This is a genomic window from Marinobacter halotolerans, from assembly GCF_008795985.1.
In the GTDB taxonomy this organism is placed as follows: Bacteria; Pseudomonadota; Gammaproteobacteria; order Pseudomonadales; family Oleiphilaceae; genus Marinobacter; species Marinobacter halotolerans.
The window spans coordinates 1,027,821-1,043,555 of sequence record NZ_VMHP01000002.1; the positions used below are offsets into that span (position 1 = coordinate 1,027,821).

The following is a 15,735-nucleotide window of genomic DNA, read 5'->3' on the forward strand; positions in this document are numbered from 1 at the left end:
TCCGCTACTCTGCCCCAGCTAGAATCATATAAAAAATGGTTTATAATGAACGCTTCATTCGTTTTTAAAGAACGTTATTCGATGAAGCTCAATTATCATCATCTTTACTATTTCTGGAAGGTGGCCCGCACTGGCCATCTCACAAAGGCGGCTGAATCCCTCCATATCTCCCAGTCTGCCCTGTCCGGCCAGATCCGGAAGCTGGAGGAGAGCCTCGGCCACGACCTGTTTATCCGGGAAGGCCGCCGACTTAAATTGTCCGAAGCGGGTCGCATGGCGTTTTCCTACGCAGAAGAGATTTTCCGTCAGGGAGAAGAGCTGTCTGCGCTGTTCGCCAACGGTGCGCAGCCGAACCGGGAAATCCTGCGGATCGGTGCGGTGGCGACTCTGTCGCGAAATTTTCAGGAGGGGTTTCTTCAGCCGTTGCTGAACCGGGAAGACCTCGAGCTGAGCCTGCAGAGCAGCCATATCGATGAACTACTGAGGCGGCTATCGGCTCACCGGTTGGATCTGATTCTCTCCAATCAGGCCGTTCAGGGAGATGAACAGAACCCTTGGCGGTCCCGACTGATTGCGAAACAACCCGTAAGCATTATTGGACCGCCTGGAGTAACGTTTACCGGCGATTTTGTGGGGATGCTGCGGGGGCAAAGCCTTATCGTTCCCGGTCAGAACAACAATATTCGCCAGGCCTTTGATCAGCTTTGCGAGTACCACCTGCTTCGCCCAAGCATCGCTGCCGAGGTAGATGACATGGCGATGATGCGCCTGCTTACCCGTGATACTGGCCATTTCGCCATTCTGCCACCGGTTGTGGTGCGGGATGAACTGAAATCCGGTGCACTGGCAGATTATGGCGCCCTGCCCGGCGTTTTCGAGGAATTCTATGCCATCAGTATCCGGCGGCAGTTCGAGACACCGGCCCTGCGGGAGCTACTCGCCCAGCCAGCCGACAGCTTCCTGAACTGGCCGGCCGGTGATCATTCTGACTAGCCGGGCTGTTGTGAAAAGTCATCTCACTATTGAATCACTCCCCTTATACTACCGTCGGAGATAAGATCCACCACCCTGAGGACAGCCATGCCGATGAATCACCAGAGCAATCAAAGAGATCCGTCGATTCTGATTATCGGAACCGGGTTTGGCGGCCTCTGCATGGCGATCCAGCTCAAAGAGGCCGGATTCAGCCAGTTCACGTTGCTGGAAAAGGCGTCTGAGGTTGGCGGCACCTGGCGGGATAACACCTATCCCGGGGCAGCCTGCGACGTGCAGTCCCATTTTTATTCGTTTTCTTTCGAGCCGAAACACGATTGGTCCAGGAAATTCGGGCTGCAGCAGGAAATCCTGGGCTATATGAAGTCCTGCGTGGATAAATACGGCCTGGCAGAACACATCCGGCTCAACCAGGAAGTGCTTTCGGCCAGTTTCAATGAGTCCACCAACCAATGGCGGGTGGAAACCTCTGGGGGTGACGCTTACATCGCCGACATTGTGATTACCGCGACGGGTCAGCTCAATCAGCCAGCCTGGCCGAATATTCCGGGCCTGGATTCGTTTAAGGGGAAGCTTTTCCATTCCGCCCGCTGGGACCACGATTACCCGCTTGAGGGGCGCAATGTTGCCGTGATCGGCACCGGTGCCAGCGCCATCCAGTTTGTGCCGGAAATTGTTCCGAAAGTGAAATCCCTGAGCCTGTTCCAGCGATCTGCGGCCTGGGTTCTGCCGAAACCGGATCGCCCTTTCAGGAAATGGGAGCAGACGCTGTTTCAGAAGATTCCAGCCTGGGACAGGCTTTATCGGTTCCTGATCTATTGGAAGAACGAAAGCCGTGCACTGGCCTTCACACGGTTTAACAGCCTGCTGAATATTTTCGCCTGGCAGGCCAAACGCTTCGCCCGTAGCCAGGTTCGCAACCGCCAGAAACGCAGGGATCTGATCCCTGATTACCAGATTGGCTGCAAACGCATACTGATATCCAACGATTGGTATCAGGCTGTGGACCAGGAGCACGTTGACCTGGTTACCACTGACATCGAGCGTGTTGTTCGTGACGGTGTGGTGACCACCGATGGCGCGCTGCACAAGGCCGATACACTCATTCTTGGAACCGGATTTGCCGCATCACAGTTTCTGACACCCATGACCATTGCCGGGCGTGATGGCAAAAGCCTGAACGAGGCCTGGCGCAATGGTGCCGAAGCTTATAAAGGTATTACCATATCCGGCTTCCCGAACTTTTTTATGCTCTATGGCCCCAACACTAACCTGGCCCATAACAGCATCGTTTTCATGCTGGAATCCCAGGTACGCTATGTGATGAGCTGTATCACCCGATTGCAGGAGACTCCGGGACTGGCAATGGACGTAAAACCCGAGCGACTGGAACGGTTTGCCTCGCACATACAGGAACGACTGACCAACAGTGTCTGGGAATCAGGCTGCCATTCCTGGTATCTGAACAAGAACGGCAAAAACACCATTAACTGGCCGGGGTTCACCTTTACCTATCGCCGAGAGACTGCCAGCGTGGATCCGGAAGATTTTGATTTCTTCCGGCCCACTGGCTAATGGGTCAGCGCTGCTAACCGCCACCACCCATGCCACTGAACAGGGTCGCGAGGACAGCCAGTGCCACAATCCAGCCCACCACCGCAGGCCAGAAATTTACCATCTGTGGTTGCTGATCGTCCGACGCTTCCGCTCTGCCTCCCTCCCGCTGCTGAGGGTCATCCTGCAGATCCTGAACCTGCTCAGAGCTGAACCAGCCAAACCAGTTCCCCAGGTATTCGGCGACTGGTGCCGGGAAGTTGCCGTTTTCAGCCATCGGCCGCAGCTGCGGTTCAAGCTGCCGGCCAATCTCGCGACGAAGCGGTGGCTGGTCTGCAGGCGGCTCGTTAAGAATAGCCTTCCAGATGCCCAGGTCACGGGCCCGGGATGAATCGTTCAGCAGGGCCTTGATCTGAATGACCACTTCCCGCACCACCTGGCTTTCATTGCCATCCAGGGCGCGGTCTTCCCCTTCTGTTATCTGTTTCGACTCGCTCGCCTCTTCAACCAAAGGCGCTGAATTGTCCCCCACTGCTTCACGGTACGCCTCTTCAAGGCGACGAGTCTCTTCTCCGGAAGCAAACCGCAGCTGCTGCTCATAAGCATCCTGGATACGGCGGCGATCATCCGTAGGTTCAATTCCAAGGATTTCCCAACAATTCATACAGCTGCCACTCCCCGGCCTGAGATTCATTACATTTTTGAGAGACAAAAAGCCCGCAGTCCCCTACGATAGCCTGTAAATATAATAAACAGACTTACACGTCTTCCACTCGGCAGATTATAGAACGACAACCATGGCCTTTACGACCGACCGACGCGCCAAAACACAGAAAACATACCCCATCCGACCGCCGCTTCCATTGTCCCCGCGCCTTTTTGCATTTGCCGCTGGCCTGACACTGGCTGCAGTGCCGGCTTACGGTGCTGAACCCGGTAACACAGACAGTGATGGAGGCTTTTACGGCTTTAGCGATTCGCTACCGGAAGTGCTGACTACCACCCGCCTTCGTCAGCCAAAAACCCGCGTTCCCGGTTCCACCACCGTTATCGAAGGCGACATGATCCGGGATTTGGGCATCATGCATCTGGTGGAGGTGTTTCGTTTGGTTCCCGGTATGGTGGTTGGCCATGTCGGTAGCAGTACGCCGGTAACGACTTACCACGGCACCGTACACTACGAACAGAGACGAATGCAGGTCCTTGTAGACGGGCGAACTGCACATCGTGCAACGCTCTCGGACATGGACTGGCAGACCATGCCAGTACCGCTAGAGCTGATTGAGCGGATTGAAGTCAGCCGAGGCCCCAACTCTGCCGCCTACGGCATCAACGCCTTCCTGGGAACTATCAATATCATTACCCGGGATCCGGCGGATACGGTCGGGGCCGAAGTACGAGCGGTCCGGGGTTCCCGACAATATATTCGCACCTTTGCATCCATTGGTGATGCAAGCCAGGATTACGACTGGCGGCTGGCCTTTGAAAAACGTCAGTTCGAGGGTTTTGATTACCAGTTGGTAGATGACCCCGTCACCGACGAGATCATCAGAGTTCCTTTCAATGATGGTCACGATATCAATGTCCTCAATTACGATTCCCGGCTGACAGTCAGCCCGGCGTTCAATGCGGAATTCCGTGCTGGTGTAGTTGATGGTGAGAATGAAGAAGACGTCAACAAAAGCGGTGAACTTGGTGCAACTGCAAATCCCGATATTGATGTGCGGGACTATTACCTTCAGACCCGACTGAACTTTACCCCTTCAGAGCAGCATTTTTACCATCTGCAATTCAGTTTCGAAAATTTTAAACGTCGCCAGAGCTGGCCAATTTCGATCCCGGAATCGGCGGTTAACTGTCTACGCAATGGAACCCTCGTATTCTGGCGGGAAAATCGGGATGTATGCTTTGCCGAACCAGCTCCTGGGGCGACACCGCTGACCGCAGATGTCAATGCGCATTCAGAGGATTCACGCCTGGAATTCGAGCTCCAGGACACCATCATTTTCAACAGGGACCTGAAGCTTGTGACCGGCGCCGGCTATCGGCAGGACATCTACCGCTCGGAAACCTATTTCAACGGTCGCGGAAGCAACTACCAATCCCGTGTGTTCGGCAATGTGGAATACACACCCGTCCGCTGGCTGACCCTCAATGGCGGCGGTAACTGGGAACGGACAACCACCACCGACGAAAGCTACTTTTCCCCGAGAGTCGCAGCGAACTTCGTGTTCACCCCCAATCATGCGCTACGCTTTGTCTATTCAAAGGCAGTGCGAACACCAGATGGATTTGAACAGAATCCCGACTACGGATTCACGCTCAGGAACGTGGAGCCCGCCCAGTATTCAGATTTCGAGGGTTATCGGGTGGAGAACACCGATGTCTGGGACAACCCCTCGCTGGTTACCCTTGGCCGGGAACTAGAAGAAGAACGGATAACCTCGAAGGAAATAAGCTACTTCGGCCAGTTTCCCGCCGGGGCTGCACTTTTCACATTGGAAGTGCGAGCATTCAGGGATCAGTTGCGGGACATGATCAGTGGGATAATCCAGTTCGATGACTGGACCATTGATAACAACGTCGACCTCAATCAGAAGGGCTTTGAAGTCGAGGCGTCGATGGAGTACCCGGGTACAACCCTGCGTACGAGTTACGGCTATCTTGATCAGGATGGCTCGTACAATGGTCCCCAGATTTTCGACGACGACGGCAACGTTGATGCCGGTGAAAAGCAGTACAACGTTGATTTGCTGGGACGCCTGTCAGTTCGACATTCGGGAAGCGTTGCACTGATACAGGACCTGACTGCCGGATTTCTGGGATCTGCTGCTTTCTACTGGGCTGACGAGTTCGAACGAGGTACGCATTCTGAAAGGCTCGATCTGCGGTTGGCGAAAAAGATCTTTCAGCCCAATTACACGGCCGAGATTGCGCTTACTATGCAGCATTGGGTGAATGAACAGCCAGATCTCAGTGCGGATAACAACATCAAACACCAGAACCAGTTTTTCATAGAAGCGGGCGTCCGCTTCTAAGACCAGTCATGGACGGTTCCAGACCCGGGATGGTATGACAGAACACAGGTATCGGTTTGCATCGCTGATCTCCAGGGTAGCCAGGCTTTCCAACGCCTGGCTCGCCGCTGTGCTGTTTACGCTGGCGTTGACGCTTCCTTTCTCCACTCCGCTATCCGCCAGTGAAACTATCCCCAGGACCGTCTACTTTGTCGGGTCCGGTAACGCCGAGCTGGACCAGCACATTACCAGCCTGTTCAGAGAAACTCTGCCAGAGCAGATCTCGCTGGAAGTGATCGGGAGTGATCAGTTAACAGCCATCCGCGATTCAGTAGTGATTACCATTGGCCCAGGCACCTTTTCAAAGGTTCGGCAGGCCAACCGCAATGCCGCGATTGTTGCGATGCTGACAGAGCGCGAGTTCCTGCAGGACTACGCTCAGAGAGCCCCGGGCCAGGTCTCCGGTGTTTTTTTCGATGTCCCACTGGTACAGCAAGCGCTGACCGGCAAGGCCATTCTTCCACATGCCACACGGATTGCTCTGCTGGCCACGCCGGAATCCCTGGCCCTTTACGAGCCGCTGATCGATAAGCTGCCAGCCTATGGTCTATCCGCCAAAGCTTTCCTGGTAGAAAGCAGAGATCGCCTTATCCCTACACTGATAAGGGCACTGGATTACGGTGACTTCCTGCTGGCCGCACCGGACAGCGCCATTTATAATCCGCGTACCATTAAACATATCCTGCTGACCGCTTATCGCCGGAATAAAATCCTGATCGGCCCCACCCAGGCTTATGTAAAAGCAGGGTCCCTGGCTTCCGCTTATGCGCCCTTTTCAGAGATGGTGCAGCTGGCAAGTGAATTTACGAAGACCTACCTCGAAACAGGAAAGCTGCCGCCGCCAGCCTATCCGGAACAATACCAGGTTGAAACAAACAGGCAGGTTGCCCGTTCGCTGAATATTCCAATGCCTGACCGGGAGGAGATCATCAACTGGGTCAATGAGCAGCTTCACGCCGATGGGGAGGCATCCGATGAGTAATCTGATCAGACAGCAACGTCCCCTGTCCCGTAAGCTTCTGCTGCTTGGCGCGCTACCGGCCGTTGTCATGTTTGTGGTGCTGATGGTGTTTTTCACTTCGGCTCGCCTGGAGGATGCCCGACGGGATCTTTCCAATAGCAGCCAGATGCTGGCCGACAGCCTGGCGCCAGCGCTTGAATACGCAGTTGTAGCGGGCAATACCAGTGCGCTTGATCAGATACTTTCCCAGTCGCTGCGCCGCAGCCGTGCAGACTGGGTACGGGTAACCGATGTGATGGGAGAGCAAGTCGGATTTGTGTCCCACAACCCGGTCAACCTGCCAGAGAACCTGGATCGATTCAGGGTTTATGAGGCGGAAATTCTCCAGCAGCCGCTGGAGGTGGGTTCGGATCGTTCCGCCGAATGGTTCGAGCCGGATTATGGCCTTGGTTCCGGTTCATTGCGGGTTGGCACAGTGGAGGTCGGCGTAGACGTAGACGAGTTGGCAAGCCGTCGGCAAGATATCATCTGGACCTCTACTGCCGTAGGCGTGGCGTTATTGTTGTTCACGATGCTGATCATAAGCCATTTCCTCGGTGCCATTCTCGCGCCGATCCGGGATCTGGCCGGTCGGATCGGCAGACTGACCGCCGGCGACTATGAAGAGGCACCGCTTAATACCCACCGAAGCTCGCAGGAAGTGGTGGCCATCGAAGAGCAGCTGAACCAGCTTGCGGCCCACCTTTCCAGCCTCAAGCACGCGCGGGACAATACACTGGCGGCGTCCGAAAATGCCCGCGAAAAGGCAGAGATGGCGAATCACGCGAAATCCGAATTTCTCGCGACCATGAGCCACGAACTTCGCACCCCGCTGAACGGTGTTCTGGGTATGGTGGAACTGATTCAGGACGACCCATTGACCCATCGCCAGCGGGATTACCTGAACACGGCGCGTCAATCCACAGAAGATCTGCTGACGGTAATCGACGACATCCTGGATTATTCCCGACTCGACAGCGGCACCCTGAGCCTGGAAAACCAGGCCTTTGACCTGAAACAGCTGGTCTCCAACTGCTCTGCCACCTACCGGCATGTTGCGGAGCAACAGGGGCTGGCGCTCAACCTCAAGTTCTACGGCGACTGGCCGGATTCACCGGTGGTCAATGGCGACCCTGCCCGCCTAAGGCAGCTGCTGGCCGGTCTGATTGACAACGCTATCAAGTTTACCAATGACGGCTTTATCAATATTCAGGCCGGCTGTTTCGATCTGGAGGGCGACTGCGTTCGGTTCAATTGTTCAGTCAGTGATTCCGGCTCCGGCATCCCCACGGAACGTCTGAGTGATATTTTCAACTCCTTTGAACAGCTTGATGGCAGCAATAGTCGCGCCCATGGGGGCACAGGGCTGGGACTGTCTTTGGTTCAGCGGCTGGTTGAGCTTATGGGCGGGCACATCCAGGTAGAAACGGACCTGGGGAAAGGTTCATCTTTCCGGTTTGAACTGCCCCTTGAACTGGCAAAGACGAGCTCTGACCCTGTCCAGAAAGTCATTCCCGCCCGGGAACCGGTGAATGACACTCGCTATGCGTTGGTGGTGGAGGACAACCCGGTGAATCAGCGTGTGGCGACCGCAATGCTGGACCGGCTGGGTTTCATGACGGATTCAGCCAATAACGGCGATGAGGCTGTGCAGAAGGTCAGGACCAATCACAAAGGTTACGATGTGATTCTTATGGACTGCCAGATGCCGGTGATGGACGGTTACGAGGCGACGCGAAATATTCGTGAGTGGGAACAGAGCAACGGGCAATCCGGCACTCCGATCATCGCTTTGACCGCCGACGTGCTGCCAGGTACCGAGAAAACCTGCCTGGGGTGTGGCATGAATGACTATCTGGCCAAACCCGTGCGCAAGGAGAACCTGCGCGAAGTATTGAGCCGCTGGATATTACTCTAGGGGTGGCAAAGCCGGCGGTATCAGAGCACCGGCTCGCGCATGGTGACAAACTCTTCGGCAGAGGTCGGATGAATGCCAAGGGTGCTGTCGAACTGAGCCTTGGTGGCACCAGCCTTAATGGCTACCGCCAGACCCTGGGTGATTTCGCCCGCCTCCGGGCCCACCATATGGGCGCCCAGCACCCGATCGGTTTCGTCATCAACCACAAGTTTCATCAACGCCCGTTCATCCCGGCCCGTGAGGGTATGTTTCATCGGTTTGAACTCTGAACGGTAGATTCGCAGCGTGTAGCCCGCCTCTTGCGCTTCTTCTTCGGTCAGACCCACCGTACCGATGTTGGGTTGACAGAACACTGCGGTGGGGATGCTGCTGTAATCCATCTCGCCCTGACCATCCCCGAACAACCGACGCGAGAGCACCATGCCCTGCCCCAGCGCCACAGGCGTGAGCTGAGGAGTGCCAATGACATCACCAAGCGCGGTAATGGACGGCACGGCGGTCTGGAAATGCTTGTCGACCGCAACATGGCCCGAATCGGTCATGTTCACGCCCAGGGCTTCCAGCCCGAGACCTTCCACCAGTGCTCGCCGACCGGTGGCCGCCATGACCAGGCCGGTGCTCAATTTGCTGCCGTCCGTCAGATGCACCTGGTACTGGCCACCCTCACTTTCAACTCGCTCAATATTGACGCCAAAACGGAGATCAACGCCCTTTTTCACCATTTCCTGGGCCATGAAACGTCGGATATCGCCGTCAAAGCCCCGAAGGAAGAGATCGCCGCGATACAGCAAGGTGGTTTCCACACCCAGTCCCGCCAGAATCCCGGCAAATTCCACCGCGATATAGCCACCACCCCAGACCACGGCCTGACGGGGTAGTTGCGGCAGAAAGAACATTTCATTGGAAGACAGCATGTATTCGCTGCCCGGCACGTCGGGAATCGATGGCCAGCTGCCGGTCGCAACGGTGATATGTTTAGTGGAATAGCGTTGATCCCCCACCACCACGGTATTAGGATCTGCCAGCGTGGCGGTGCCATTGATCACGGTGACCCCGGCATTGTCGAGCATTCGCGCGTAGATACCGTTCAGCCGGTCAATTTCAGCATTCTTGTTGGCCACCAACCGAGCCCAGTCGAACTTTACCTGGTCTCCTGGAACGCTCCAGCCATAGCCCGCGGAGTCTTCAATATCCTCACCGGCATGGGAACCGTAAACAAAGAGCTTTTTGGGAACACATCCCACGTTGACACAGGTGCCACCCAGATAGCGGGATTCAACCACTGCTACCCTGGCGCCTTTGGCAGCTGACATCCGCGCCAACCTCACGCCGCCGGAGCCGGCTCCAATTACGATCAGATCAAAGTCCTGATGGTCAGCCACGATGTCTCCTGTCATTGCCGGAAATAATTAATCGACGGACGTTTCGCCGGCCCCGGTCGGCCAGACTTCACGGAAGAGAATATGATCTTCAAAATCGCCCAGCTTAACGGTTCCAATACTACGGAAGCCTTCGGATTCGTAGAACGGCAGGTAGGCGCTGCTTCCGGTGTCCAGAACCAGGCCACTGCCCCGCGGATTTTCCGCGCACAGAGTTTCGACGGTTTTCAGAAGCATGCGGCCGTAGCCCTTGTTCTGATAGGCCGGATTGACCCCCATCAGCGGCAATTGATGAGCCTGGGGTTGGGGCAAAAGCGCCTTGATCCGCTCATGATAATCCATGTAACGCCGGGTGCTGGCGAATCCGGCGGTCAGGGTCATACGGATGCGCCAGCTTATCTGATCACTCAGGTTAAGACGCAACTCTGGCTCGCCGATAAACGCGACTGCAACAAGGGAATCGTTAACCAGGATTCCGATGGCTTCCTGGTCCAGTTCAAAATACAGGTCGATCAGTTCGCGTACGGTCGCTCGCACCCGCTGCTGATAGCCGGGCTTGCGGTGGTCAAACAGATAACGAAAGGTCGGTTCGTCCCGATAGGCATGGACCAGAATCGAGATTGCCTCGTTTCGCGCACTGGCATCAAGGCGCACAATCGTTGGTTCTGCGGGTTTGTTCTGGGTGGCTGTGCCAGCGCTCATAATCGGTCTCTTCTATTGTTATTGGCGATACTTTCTTCGTCTGCCTTCATCTGGCTTCGTCTGGACCGGTTATCTAGATAGTCAGTGTCAGCCTGACGGACACCATTCCCGGCTCATCCTGTCGATCCATTGAGGCCTGCTCGATCTCGACGCCATATTCGGTGTTCAATCTCTCAAGCCAGCCTGCGACCTGGCTGAAAGGTACCTGCTCAAGCCAGACCCGGATGGCATCGTCGCCACTGGGTTCGAAGCGCTGGAGGGACAGACCGGAGGCGCCGGCCGTGCGCGTCACAACAGCCATCAGGGCGCGGCCATCGGCAGGTTTGTCGGGGCTGCCCGATGCGCCGGCAGAGGCCCCGCTGGACAGCCGCTGTAGCAATTCACGGTTCGCGCCCAACCAGGCCTGTAGCTCTTCCGCGTTCTCGCGACTGTTCAGCGCACTATCATGATAGGACACCGCAGGCCGCCAGATGGCAAAATACAGGATGCCCAGAAAAACTGCGATAGCCAGCACAAACAGCGCTTGCTGATCACGCCGGGGTAGCTGATCATACTGGGCGGTGAGTTTGCCCACCAGAGGATGCTCTTTCAATCGATTCATCATGTTATCCCCCGGAGACCGTCAATCGACCACGAGCGCCATCGGGCTCATTCACCACAGATCCGATTTGGGCCTCAAGACCTTTCCCGGACAAACCGGTACGCAGCGCGCTCAATTTGTCGTAGCTGTCGGCTCGCACATCCACCACCAGCTCTCCCCTGCTCTGGCTGTAATTAACGGAGTTAAAGACAACGGAGCCGGCACCGGACAGGTTCGAATACTCACTTCCCGTGTATTTCATAAGGGCGATGAACCCCGCGTCCGTGCCGCTCTCTTGTAACTGGTTCAATTGGCCCTGAACAACCCGTCTTACATTGCCAGCGTGGGTTCTGGTGTCGCCGGGGAAGGCATTGCGATAGATTTCCATAGCCTGTGCCCGCGCCTGCTCAGCCTGCTGAGTGTGGTAATAGCCAAAACCGACTTCCACTGCAACCTGAATGACAAACCAGAGGCTGGCCACAGCGATCAGCGGTTTCCAGACCCCGAACAGGCCGGAGGACTCGCGTTTCAGGGAGTAAGTACCCTGGCACAGGTTGATCGGGTGGCAAAGATGATGGTGGTGAGCGTGGGCCAGAAGCTCCAGTGGTATCAGTTCCAGTGTCTTCTCCGCCACCGCAAGCCTGGGCGATGCTTTGAGGACGCTGATGTCCGACTGAAGATGTTCGAACTCGGCATCGGTTCCAAACAGGGTCACCGGAACCTCCGCGACTACATCCTCTGAGGGAGGCGCGGCCAGTGTCTGGGCAAACATGGCCAGGTTGCGGGACTGGACACTCAGCCACTCGCCCTGATCGCTGGCCAACATGACATTATCGCCATCGAGGCAGATTGACCATCCGCCGTCTGTCACCGGCAAAAGCGCTGCGTCCGGATAGATAGCCTCGAGCCGCGCGGACTCCCAGTCGCTGAACAGGCGTAGCCATTGGCCCATCTGCTGGTGATCAATCGCGGCCACCCGGTAGCCGGCGGCTGAGTGGGAACCAATAGCGAGATGAACTGATTCAATGTCCTGGGCAATCTGTTCTTCTACCGCGAAAGGCAGGGCCTGCTGGATAAAGCGGCTCTGTTTAGCGGGAATATCCGCGACACAGAACAGGGCATCCTCGCCGGGAATCAGGCCGATCAGCCGCACCCCTTCAAGATCGTTCTGTGCCAGAGTCTGCTCAATTGCATCCCGGGTGTCACCGCCCCCATGGGCCTGGCTGTCGCCACTGGCATCCAGCAGAGCCCAATTGTAAAGCTGTTCGACAGGCTCCGCCCCTGGCGCGGGGAACGGTGCTATAGGCCTGACATAAAGGCGATAAGACATACTTAATCCAGATCCTTGATGCTAATCGGGAACACTGACCGGTTCCTTGGTTATTCGATTTTTCTGACCGGTATCCCGGCGAACGGTCTGTACTTCACCTTCCGGGTTCCGGTAAACAAGGCTAACCAGGTTAACGACCCGGTTATCGTAAGTAATCCGTGACACAACCTCAAAAAAAGCGGTTCTGACCTGTAATCCCGATGCTTTCAGGCCAAGGCCCGCAAACTCAGGAAGCGCCAGAAACTCCTGCACTGTCTCGAACGGCTCTTCCGCGCGCTTTTCGATCACGGCCTCGGCCTGCGCCAGTGTCAGCTCATTATGCAACGACGCGATCACCTCCGCTGTCGCCGTATTCACATTAATACCGGCTCCGGAAACGGGCAAGGCGGCAACATGCGGCAAAAGCGCACGATAGGCTTCTTCGGTCATCCCTTCGATCAGTCGCAACTCGGAAACACTGGTGAAGAGCTGATTGGCAGCACGGTAGGCAGGCTCTGCCAGCAGGTACGCGCCATCCTCGGCACCGTAGGCCGTGACCGTCTGATCGTTGGCGTCAATCCAGTCGATAAGGGCGTCGACCCGGAAGCCGGTAATCTCCAGAACTGCCAGTAAATTGGCTACCCGCTCTTTGGTGACCGGCTCCACGGCTTCTCCACCGCGAACAAGATCGTTAAGGTTGATGCGGCCACCCAGGCCGTCGATCTGTACCTCGGCCACGGCGATAACCCTTGGCGTGCCTTCGTTGGTGCTTTCTACCGGAAGTACAGCGGAATTGGCCGCCCAGACCTCTTCCAGATTGTCCACCAGGGCATTATCTTCCTTGTCGTCCTCATAGTCCCGTACCAGAATCCGCTGGGCAAAGGCTTCAGCGCCCAACGCAATGCTATAACCCTGCTGCTGTGCCAGATAGTGGCCGGCACTGAAAATGCGCAGTTCCTGCTTGGGGACCATACCGGCCGCAACCAGCGTGACCAGTGCCATCGCCAGGAGCACCATGATCAGCGCCACGCCGGATTGCTTTGTGCAACCGACTGTTCTTATCGACCGATCAACCACCACTGCCCCCGGCCGGCTCACCGGTGTTGCCCGCCCCGGTTTCACCCTCGGCAGGGTCCGCCTCTTCGTTGGCCTGATTCAGCGCCGCCTCCGGATCGAAATCCGGTAACGGGAAGGTGCGGGTCAATGTCCCGAACCGTTCATGATTGATCGTGACTTCGATGCCGGTTGGCAAAGGCACTTCCGGCTTTGCTCCCAGTGCCTGGCTGGCCAGGCTCTCGTCCGTCGGCCAGTCGTCGCGCCAGTTTCGCTGCTGGTCCATAAACCGGATGCTGAAATTGGTGACCCTCTCCAGCATGAGTGTATCCGTGCTTTCGTCTTCCTGTCCCTGATCCACCGAGACCCAGTACCTGCGCCGGACTTCGTCGCCAGTATACTCCCAGGCCACCCGCTGAAGGCTGCTGCGGCGCAGGCCCAGGGGGTTGCGCCAACCCTGGCGCGTTAGCATCAGGGCATAATCGGTTTCGCGGCTGGTCAGTGCCAGTTCGTAATCCCCATAGATATTTCGCGCCGGACGATTGACCACCTGGGTAATGTCTCTTTCCAGCAGCAGCATCGTGCGCTGAAGTGCTTCAAACTGAGTGGCCAGTTCATCAACCCGATCCCGGGACTGCACTATACCCGACAGCACCTGCCAAACCCCCAGGCCGATCACCGCGGTAATGCCGATGGCAATCAGCACCTCGAGCAACGTGAACCCGCGTTGAGACCGCATTAGTTGGCCCCGATAAAGGCAGCAAGGGAATGAAGCTGTACCGGCTCGGATCCATCACCACGGAACTTTGCTACCGACACTTCGACACGGCGTATGGTCGGGTCCTGGGTATTAATGATCGCGGTTTCTATCTGCCAGCGGAACGGGCCATATTCGAGGTTTCTGCTGGTTTCGGACACCGGGGGCAGCTTTGCCTGCAGGCGGAGCTCGTTGATGCGGTTATCCGCGACCCAGCCAGCCAGGGTCTTGTCGCGAACCCGCTCATAGGTAGCAATATACTGGCTGCTCATCTGCGCGGCGATGGTGGCAATAATGCTGAAAACCAGCAACGCCACCAGCACCTCGATCAATGTAAAACCCCGGGAAGCCCTCATTCCACTGGCGCCTCTTCCTTGCCGGGATTATCCCAGACGATGCCCGAAACACCGTCGGACAAAAGGCTGTGTGCGTAGTCGCTGTCAGTCAGGGTTTCCGAGCCAATGGTAAGCTCAAGTTCGAAGGGCGTGGTTTCGCCACTGGAAAACAGAACGACATCCGGCGTTACGCGTTCCTCGCCATCGTCATTACCTCTGGCAAGGCGCGGTGCGTCGCTCTCAATGTACTTTGTCACCACCAGCCATTCCGGCAGACTGCGCATGCGGAAAAGGCGTTCCTGAGGTGGTTTCCAGGTCCCACTCTGCTCATCGTAGGCCAGAAACCGGTACTGTTCTTCGTCAATAACCAACCCGAATTCGGTGTTATTGAGCACTGCCTGTTCGGATACGGTCTGCATCAGCAAAAACAGCTTCTGCGCCTCGTTATCCAGGTCCCGCCGCAGTGAGTTGCCACCCATGGTGAAAGTGGCAAGCGCCACCAACATGCCCACCACAACCAGCACCACCATGATTTCTATCAGGGTGAAGCCGGCTGCGTTCTGCGGTGACCGTTTAATCACTTACTCCTTAACCTGCCAGACGCTGATGTCGGCGTTGTCTCCCTCGCCACCCTGTACGCCGTCGGCGCCAAAGGAATAGAGATCGTAGGGCCCCTCGGTACCCGGGCTGATGTACTGATACTCCGTTCCCCAGGGGTCTACCGGAACGGCTTTCATATAGCCGTCGGGGTTCCAGTTACGGGGCTCCGGGCTGCCGCTGGGCTTTGACACCAGCGCTTCAAGACCCTGCTGCGTCGACGGATAGTGACTGTTATCCAGACGATACAGGTCCAGGGCGTTGGCAATCTGGCGCATCTGGGCCTCGGCGGCGGTTACCCGGGCCTGGTCACCACGGCCGATGATGTTTGGCGCAACGATGGCGATCAGCAGGCCAAGAATAACCAGCACCACCATGATTTCGATCAGAGTGAAACCGCGCTGCGACGGGTGGGTTACAAGTCGTCTGTTTTTCATTTTCAACTGCCTCTTACTCCATAAATTGATCGGGTCGCCGGGAC

At 56.5% G+C, this 15,735-nt stretch carries 15 protein-coding genes; 5 read left to right on the forward strand and 10 right to left on the reverse strand.

The annotated features are described in order from the left end of the window. Positions 1-81: 81 nt before the first annotated feature. Positions 82-993, forward strand: a complete 912-nt coding sequence (locus FPL19_RS15050; RefSeq protein ID WP_150913627.1) for a LysR family transcriptional regulator — start codon at positions 82-84, stop codon at positions 991-993. Positions 994-1,080: 87 nt separating this feature from the next. Next, complete coding sequence (locus FPL19_RS15055) at positions 1,081-2,568, forward strand: flavin-containing monooxygenase (protein WP_150913629.1); 1,488 nt, start codon at positions 1,081-1,083, stop codon at positions 2,566-2,568. Positions 2,569-2,581: 13 nt separating this feature from the next. On the opposite strand, the gene FPL19_RS15060 is transcribed toward FPL19_RS15055, so the two are convergent. Next, complete coding sequence (locus FPL19_RS15060) at positions 2,582-3,211, reverse strand: J domain-containing protein (protein ID WP_150913631.1); 630 nt, start codon at positions 3,209-3,211, stop codon at positions 2,582-2,584. 133 nt (positions 3,212-3,344) lie between these two features. Between FPL19_RS15060 and FPL19_RS15065 the strand changes: the two genes are divergently transcribed. The 3 genes from FPL19_RS15065 to FPL19_RS15075 are packed head-to-tail and all read left to right on the forward strand — an operon-like array spanning position 3,345 to position 8,542. Further along, complete coding sequence (locus FPL19_RS15065; protein ID WP_150913633.1) at positions 3,345-5,585, forward strand: TonB-dependent receptor plug domain-containing protein; 2,241 nt, start codon at positions 3,345-3,347, stop codon at positions 5,583-5,585. A gap of 34 nt (positions 5,586-5,619) precedes the next feature. After that, the gene (locus FPL19_RS15070; RefSeq protein ID WP_225314451.1) at positions 5,620-6,606 is read left to right on the forward strand and encodes an ABC transporter substrate-binding protein; all 987 of its coding nucleotides are present in this window, start codon (positions 5,620-5,622) and stop codon (positions 6,604-6,606) included. After that, positions 6,599-8,542 carry an ATP-binding protein gene (locus tag FPL19_RS15075; protein WP_150913635.1) on the forward strand — a complete coding sequence of 648 codons (1,944 nt, stop codon included), beginning with the start codon at positions 6,599-6,601 and terminating at the stop codon, positions 8,540-8,542. The genes FPL19_RS15070 and FPL19_RS15075 overlap by 8 nt, the downstream gene beginning before the upstream one ends. A 20-nt stretch (positions 8,543-8,562) precedes the next feature. On the opposite strand, the gene gorA is transcribed toward FPL19_RS15075, so the two are convergent. From gorA to gspG, 9 genes are all read right to left on the reverse strand, one after another. Continuing rightward, positions 8,563-9,939, reverse strand: coding sequence for a glutathione-disulfide reductase (gene gorA, locus FPL19_RS15080; RefSeq protein ID WP_191965296.1), 1,377 nt, complete (start codon positions 9,937-9,939; stop codon positions 8,563-8,565). A gap of 12 nt (positions 9,940-9,951) precedes the next feature. Then, complete coding sequence (locus FPL19_RS15085; protein WP_150913639.1) at positions 9,952-10,623, reverse strand: GNAT family N-acetyltransferase; 672 nt, start codon at positions 10,621-10,623, stop codon at positions 9,952-9,954. Between the two features lie 73 nt (positions 10,624-10,696). Then, positions 10,697-11,227 carry a type II secretion system protein GspM gene (gene gspM / locus FPL19_RS15090; RefSeq protein WP_150913641.1) on the reverse strand — a complete coding sequence of 177 codons (531 nt, stop codon included), beginning with the start codon at positions 11,225-11,227 and terminating at the stop codon, positions 10,697-10,699. Between the two features lies 1 nt (position 11,228). Then, positions 11,229-12,533: a type II secretion system protein GspL gene (gene gspL, locus FPL19_RS15095; protein ID WP_150913643.1), complete on the reverse strand. Its 1,305-nt coding sequence runs from the start codon at positions 12,531-12,533 to the stop codon at positions 11,229-11,231. Between the two features lie 21 nt (positions 12,534-12,554). Continuing rightward, positions 12,555-13,541: a type II secretion system minor pseudopilin GspK gene (gene gspK, locus FPL19_RS15100; protein ID WP_263656806.1), complete on the reverse strand. Its 987-nt coding sequence runs from the start codon at positions 13,539-13,541 to the stop codon at positions 12,555-12,557. A gap of 40 nt (positions 13,542-13,581) precedes the next feature. Further along, positions 13,582-14,304: a type II secretion system minor pseudopilin GspJ gene (gene gspJ, locus FPL19_RS15105; protein ID WP_150913645.1), complete on the reverse strand. Its 723-nt coding sequence runs from the start codon at positions 14,302-14,304 to the stop codon at positions 13,582-13,584. Next, entirely contained in the window at positions 14,304-14,678 is a 375-nt protein-coding gene (gspI, locus tag FPL19_RS15110) for a type II secretion system minor pseudopilin GspI (RefSeq protein ID WP_150913647.1), read from the reverse strand. Before gspI ends, gspJ begins: the two co-directional genes overlap by 1 nt. Further along, the gene (gene gspH, locus FPL19_RS15115; protein WP_150913649.1) at positions 14,675-15,238 is read right to left on the reverse strand and encodes a type II secretion system minor pseudopilin GspH; all 564 of its coding nucleotides are present in this window, start codon (positions 15,236-15,238) and stop codon (positions 14,675-14,677) included. The genes gspI and gspH overlap by 4 nt, the downstream gene beginning before the upstream one ends. Continuing rightward, positions 15,239-15,691: a type II secretion system major pseudopilin GspG gene (gspG, locus tag FPL19_RS15120; protein WP_150913650.1), complete on the reverse strand. Its 453-nt coding sequence runs from the start codon at positions 15,689-15,691 to the stop codon at positions 15,239-15,241. Positions 15,692-15,735: the final 44 nt, after the last annotated feature.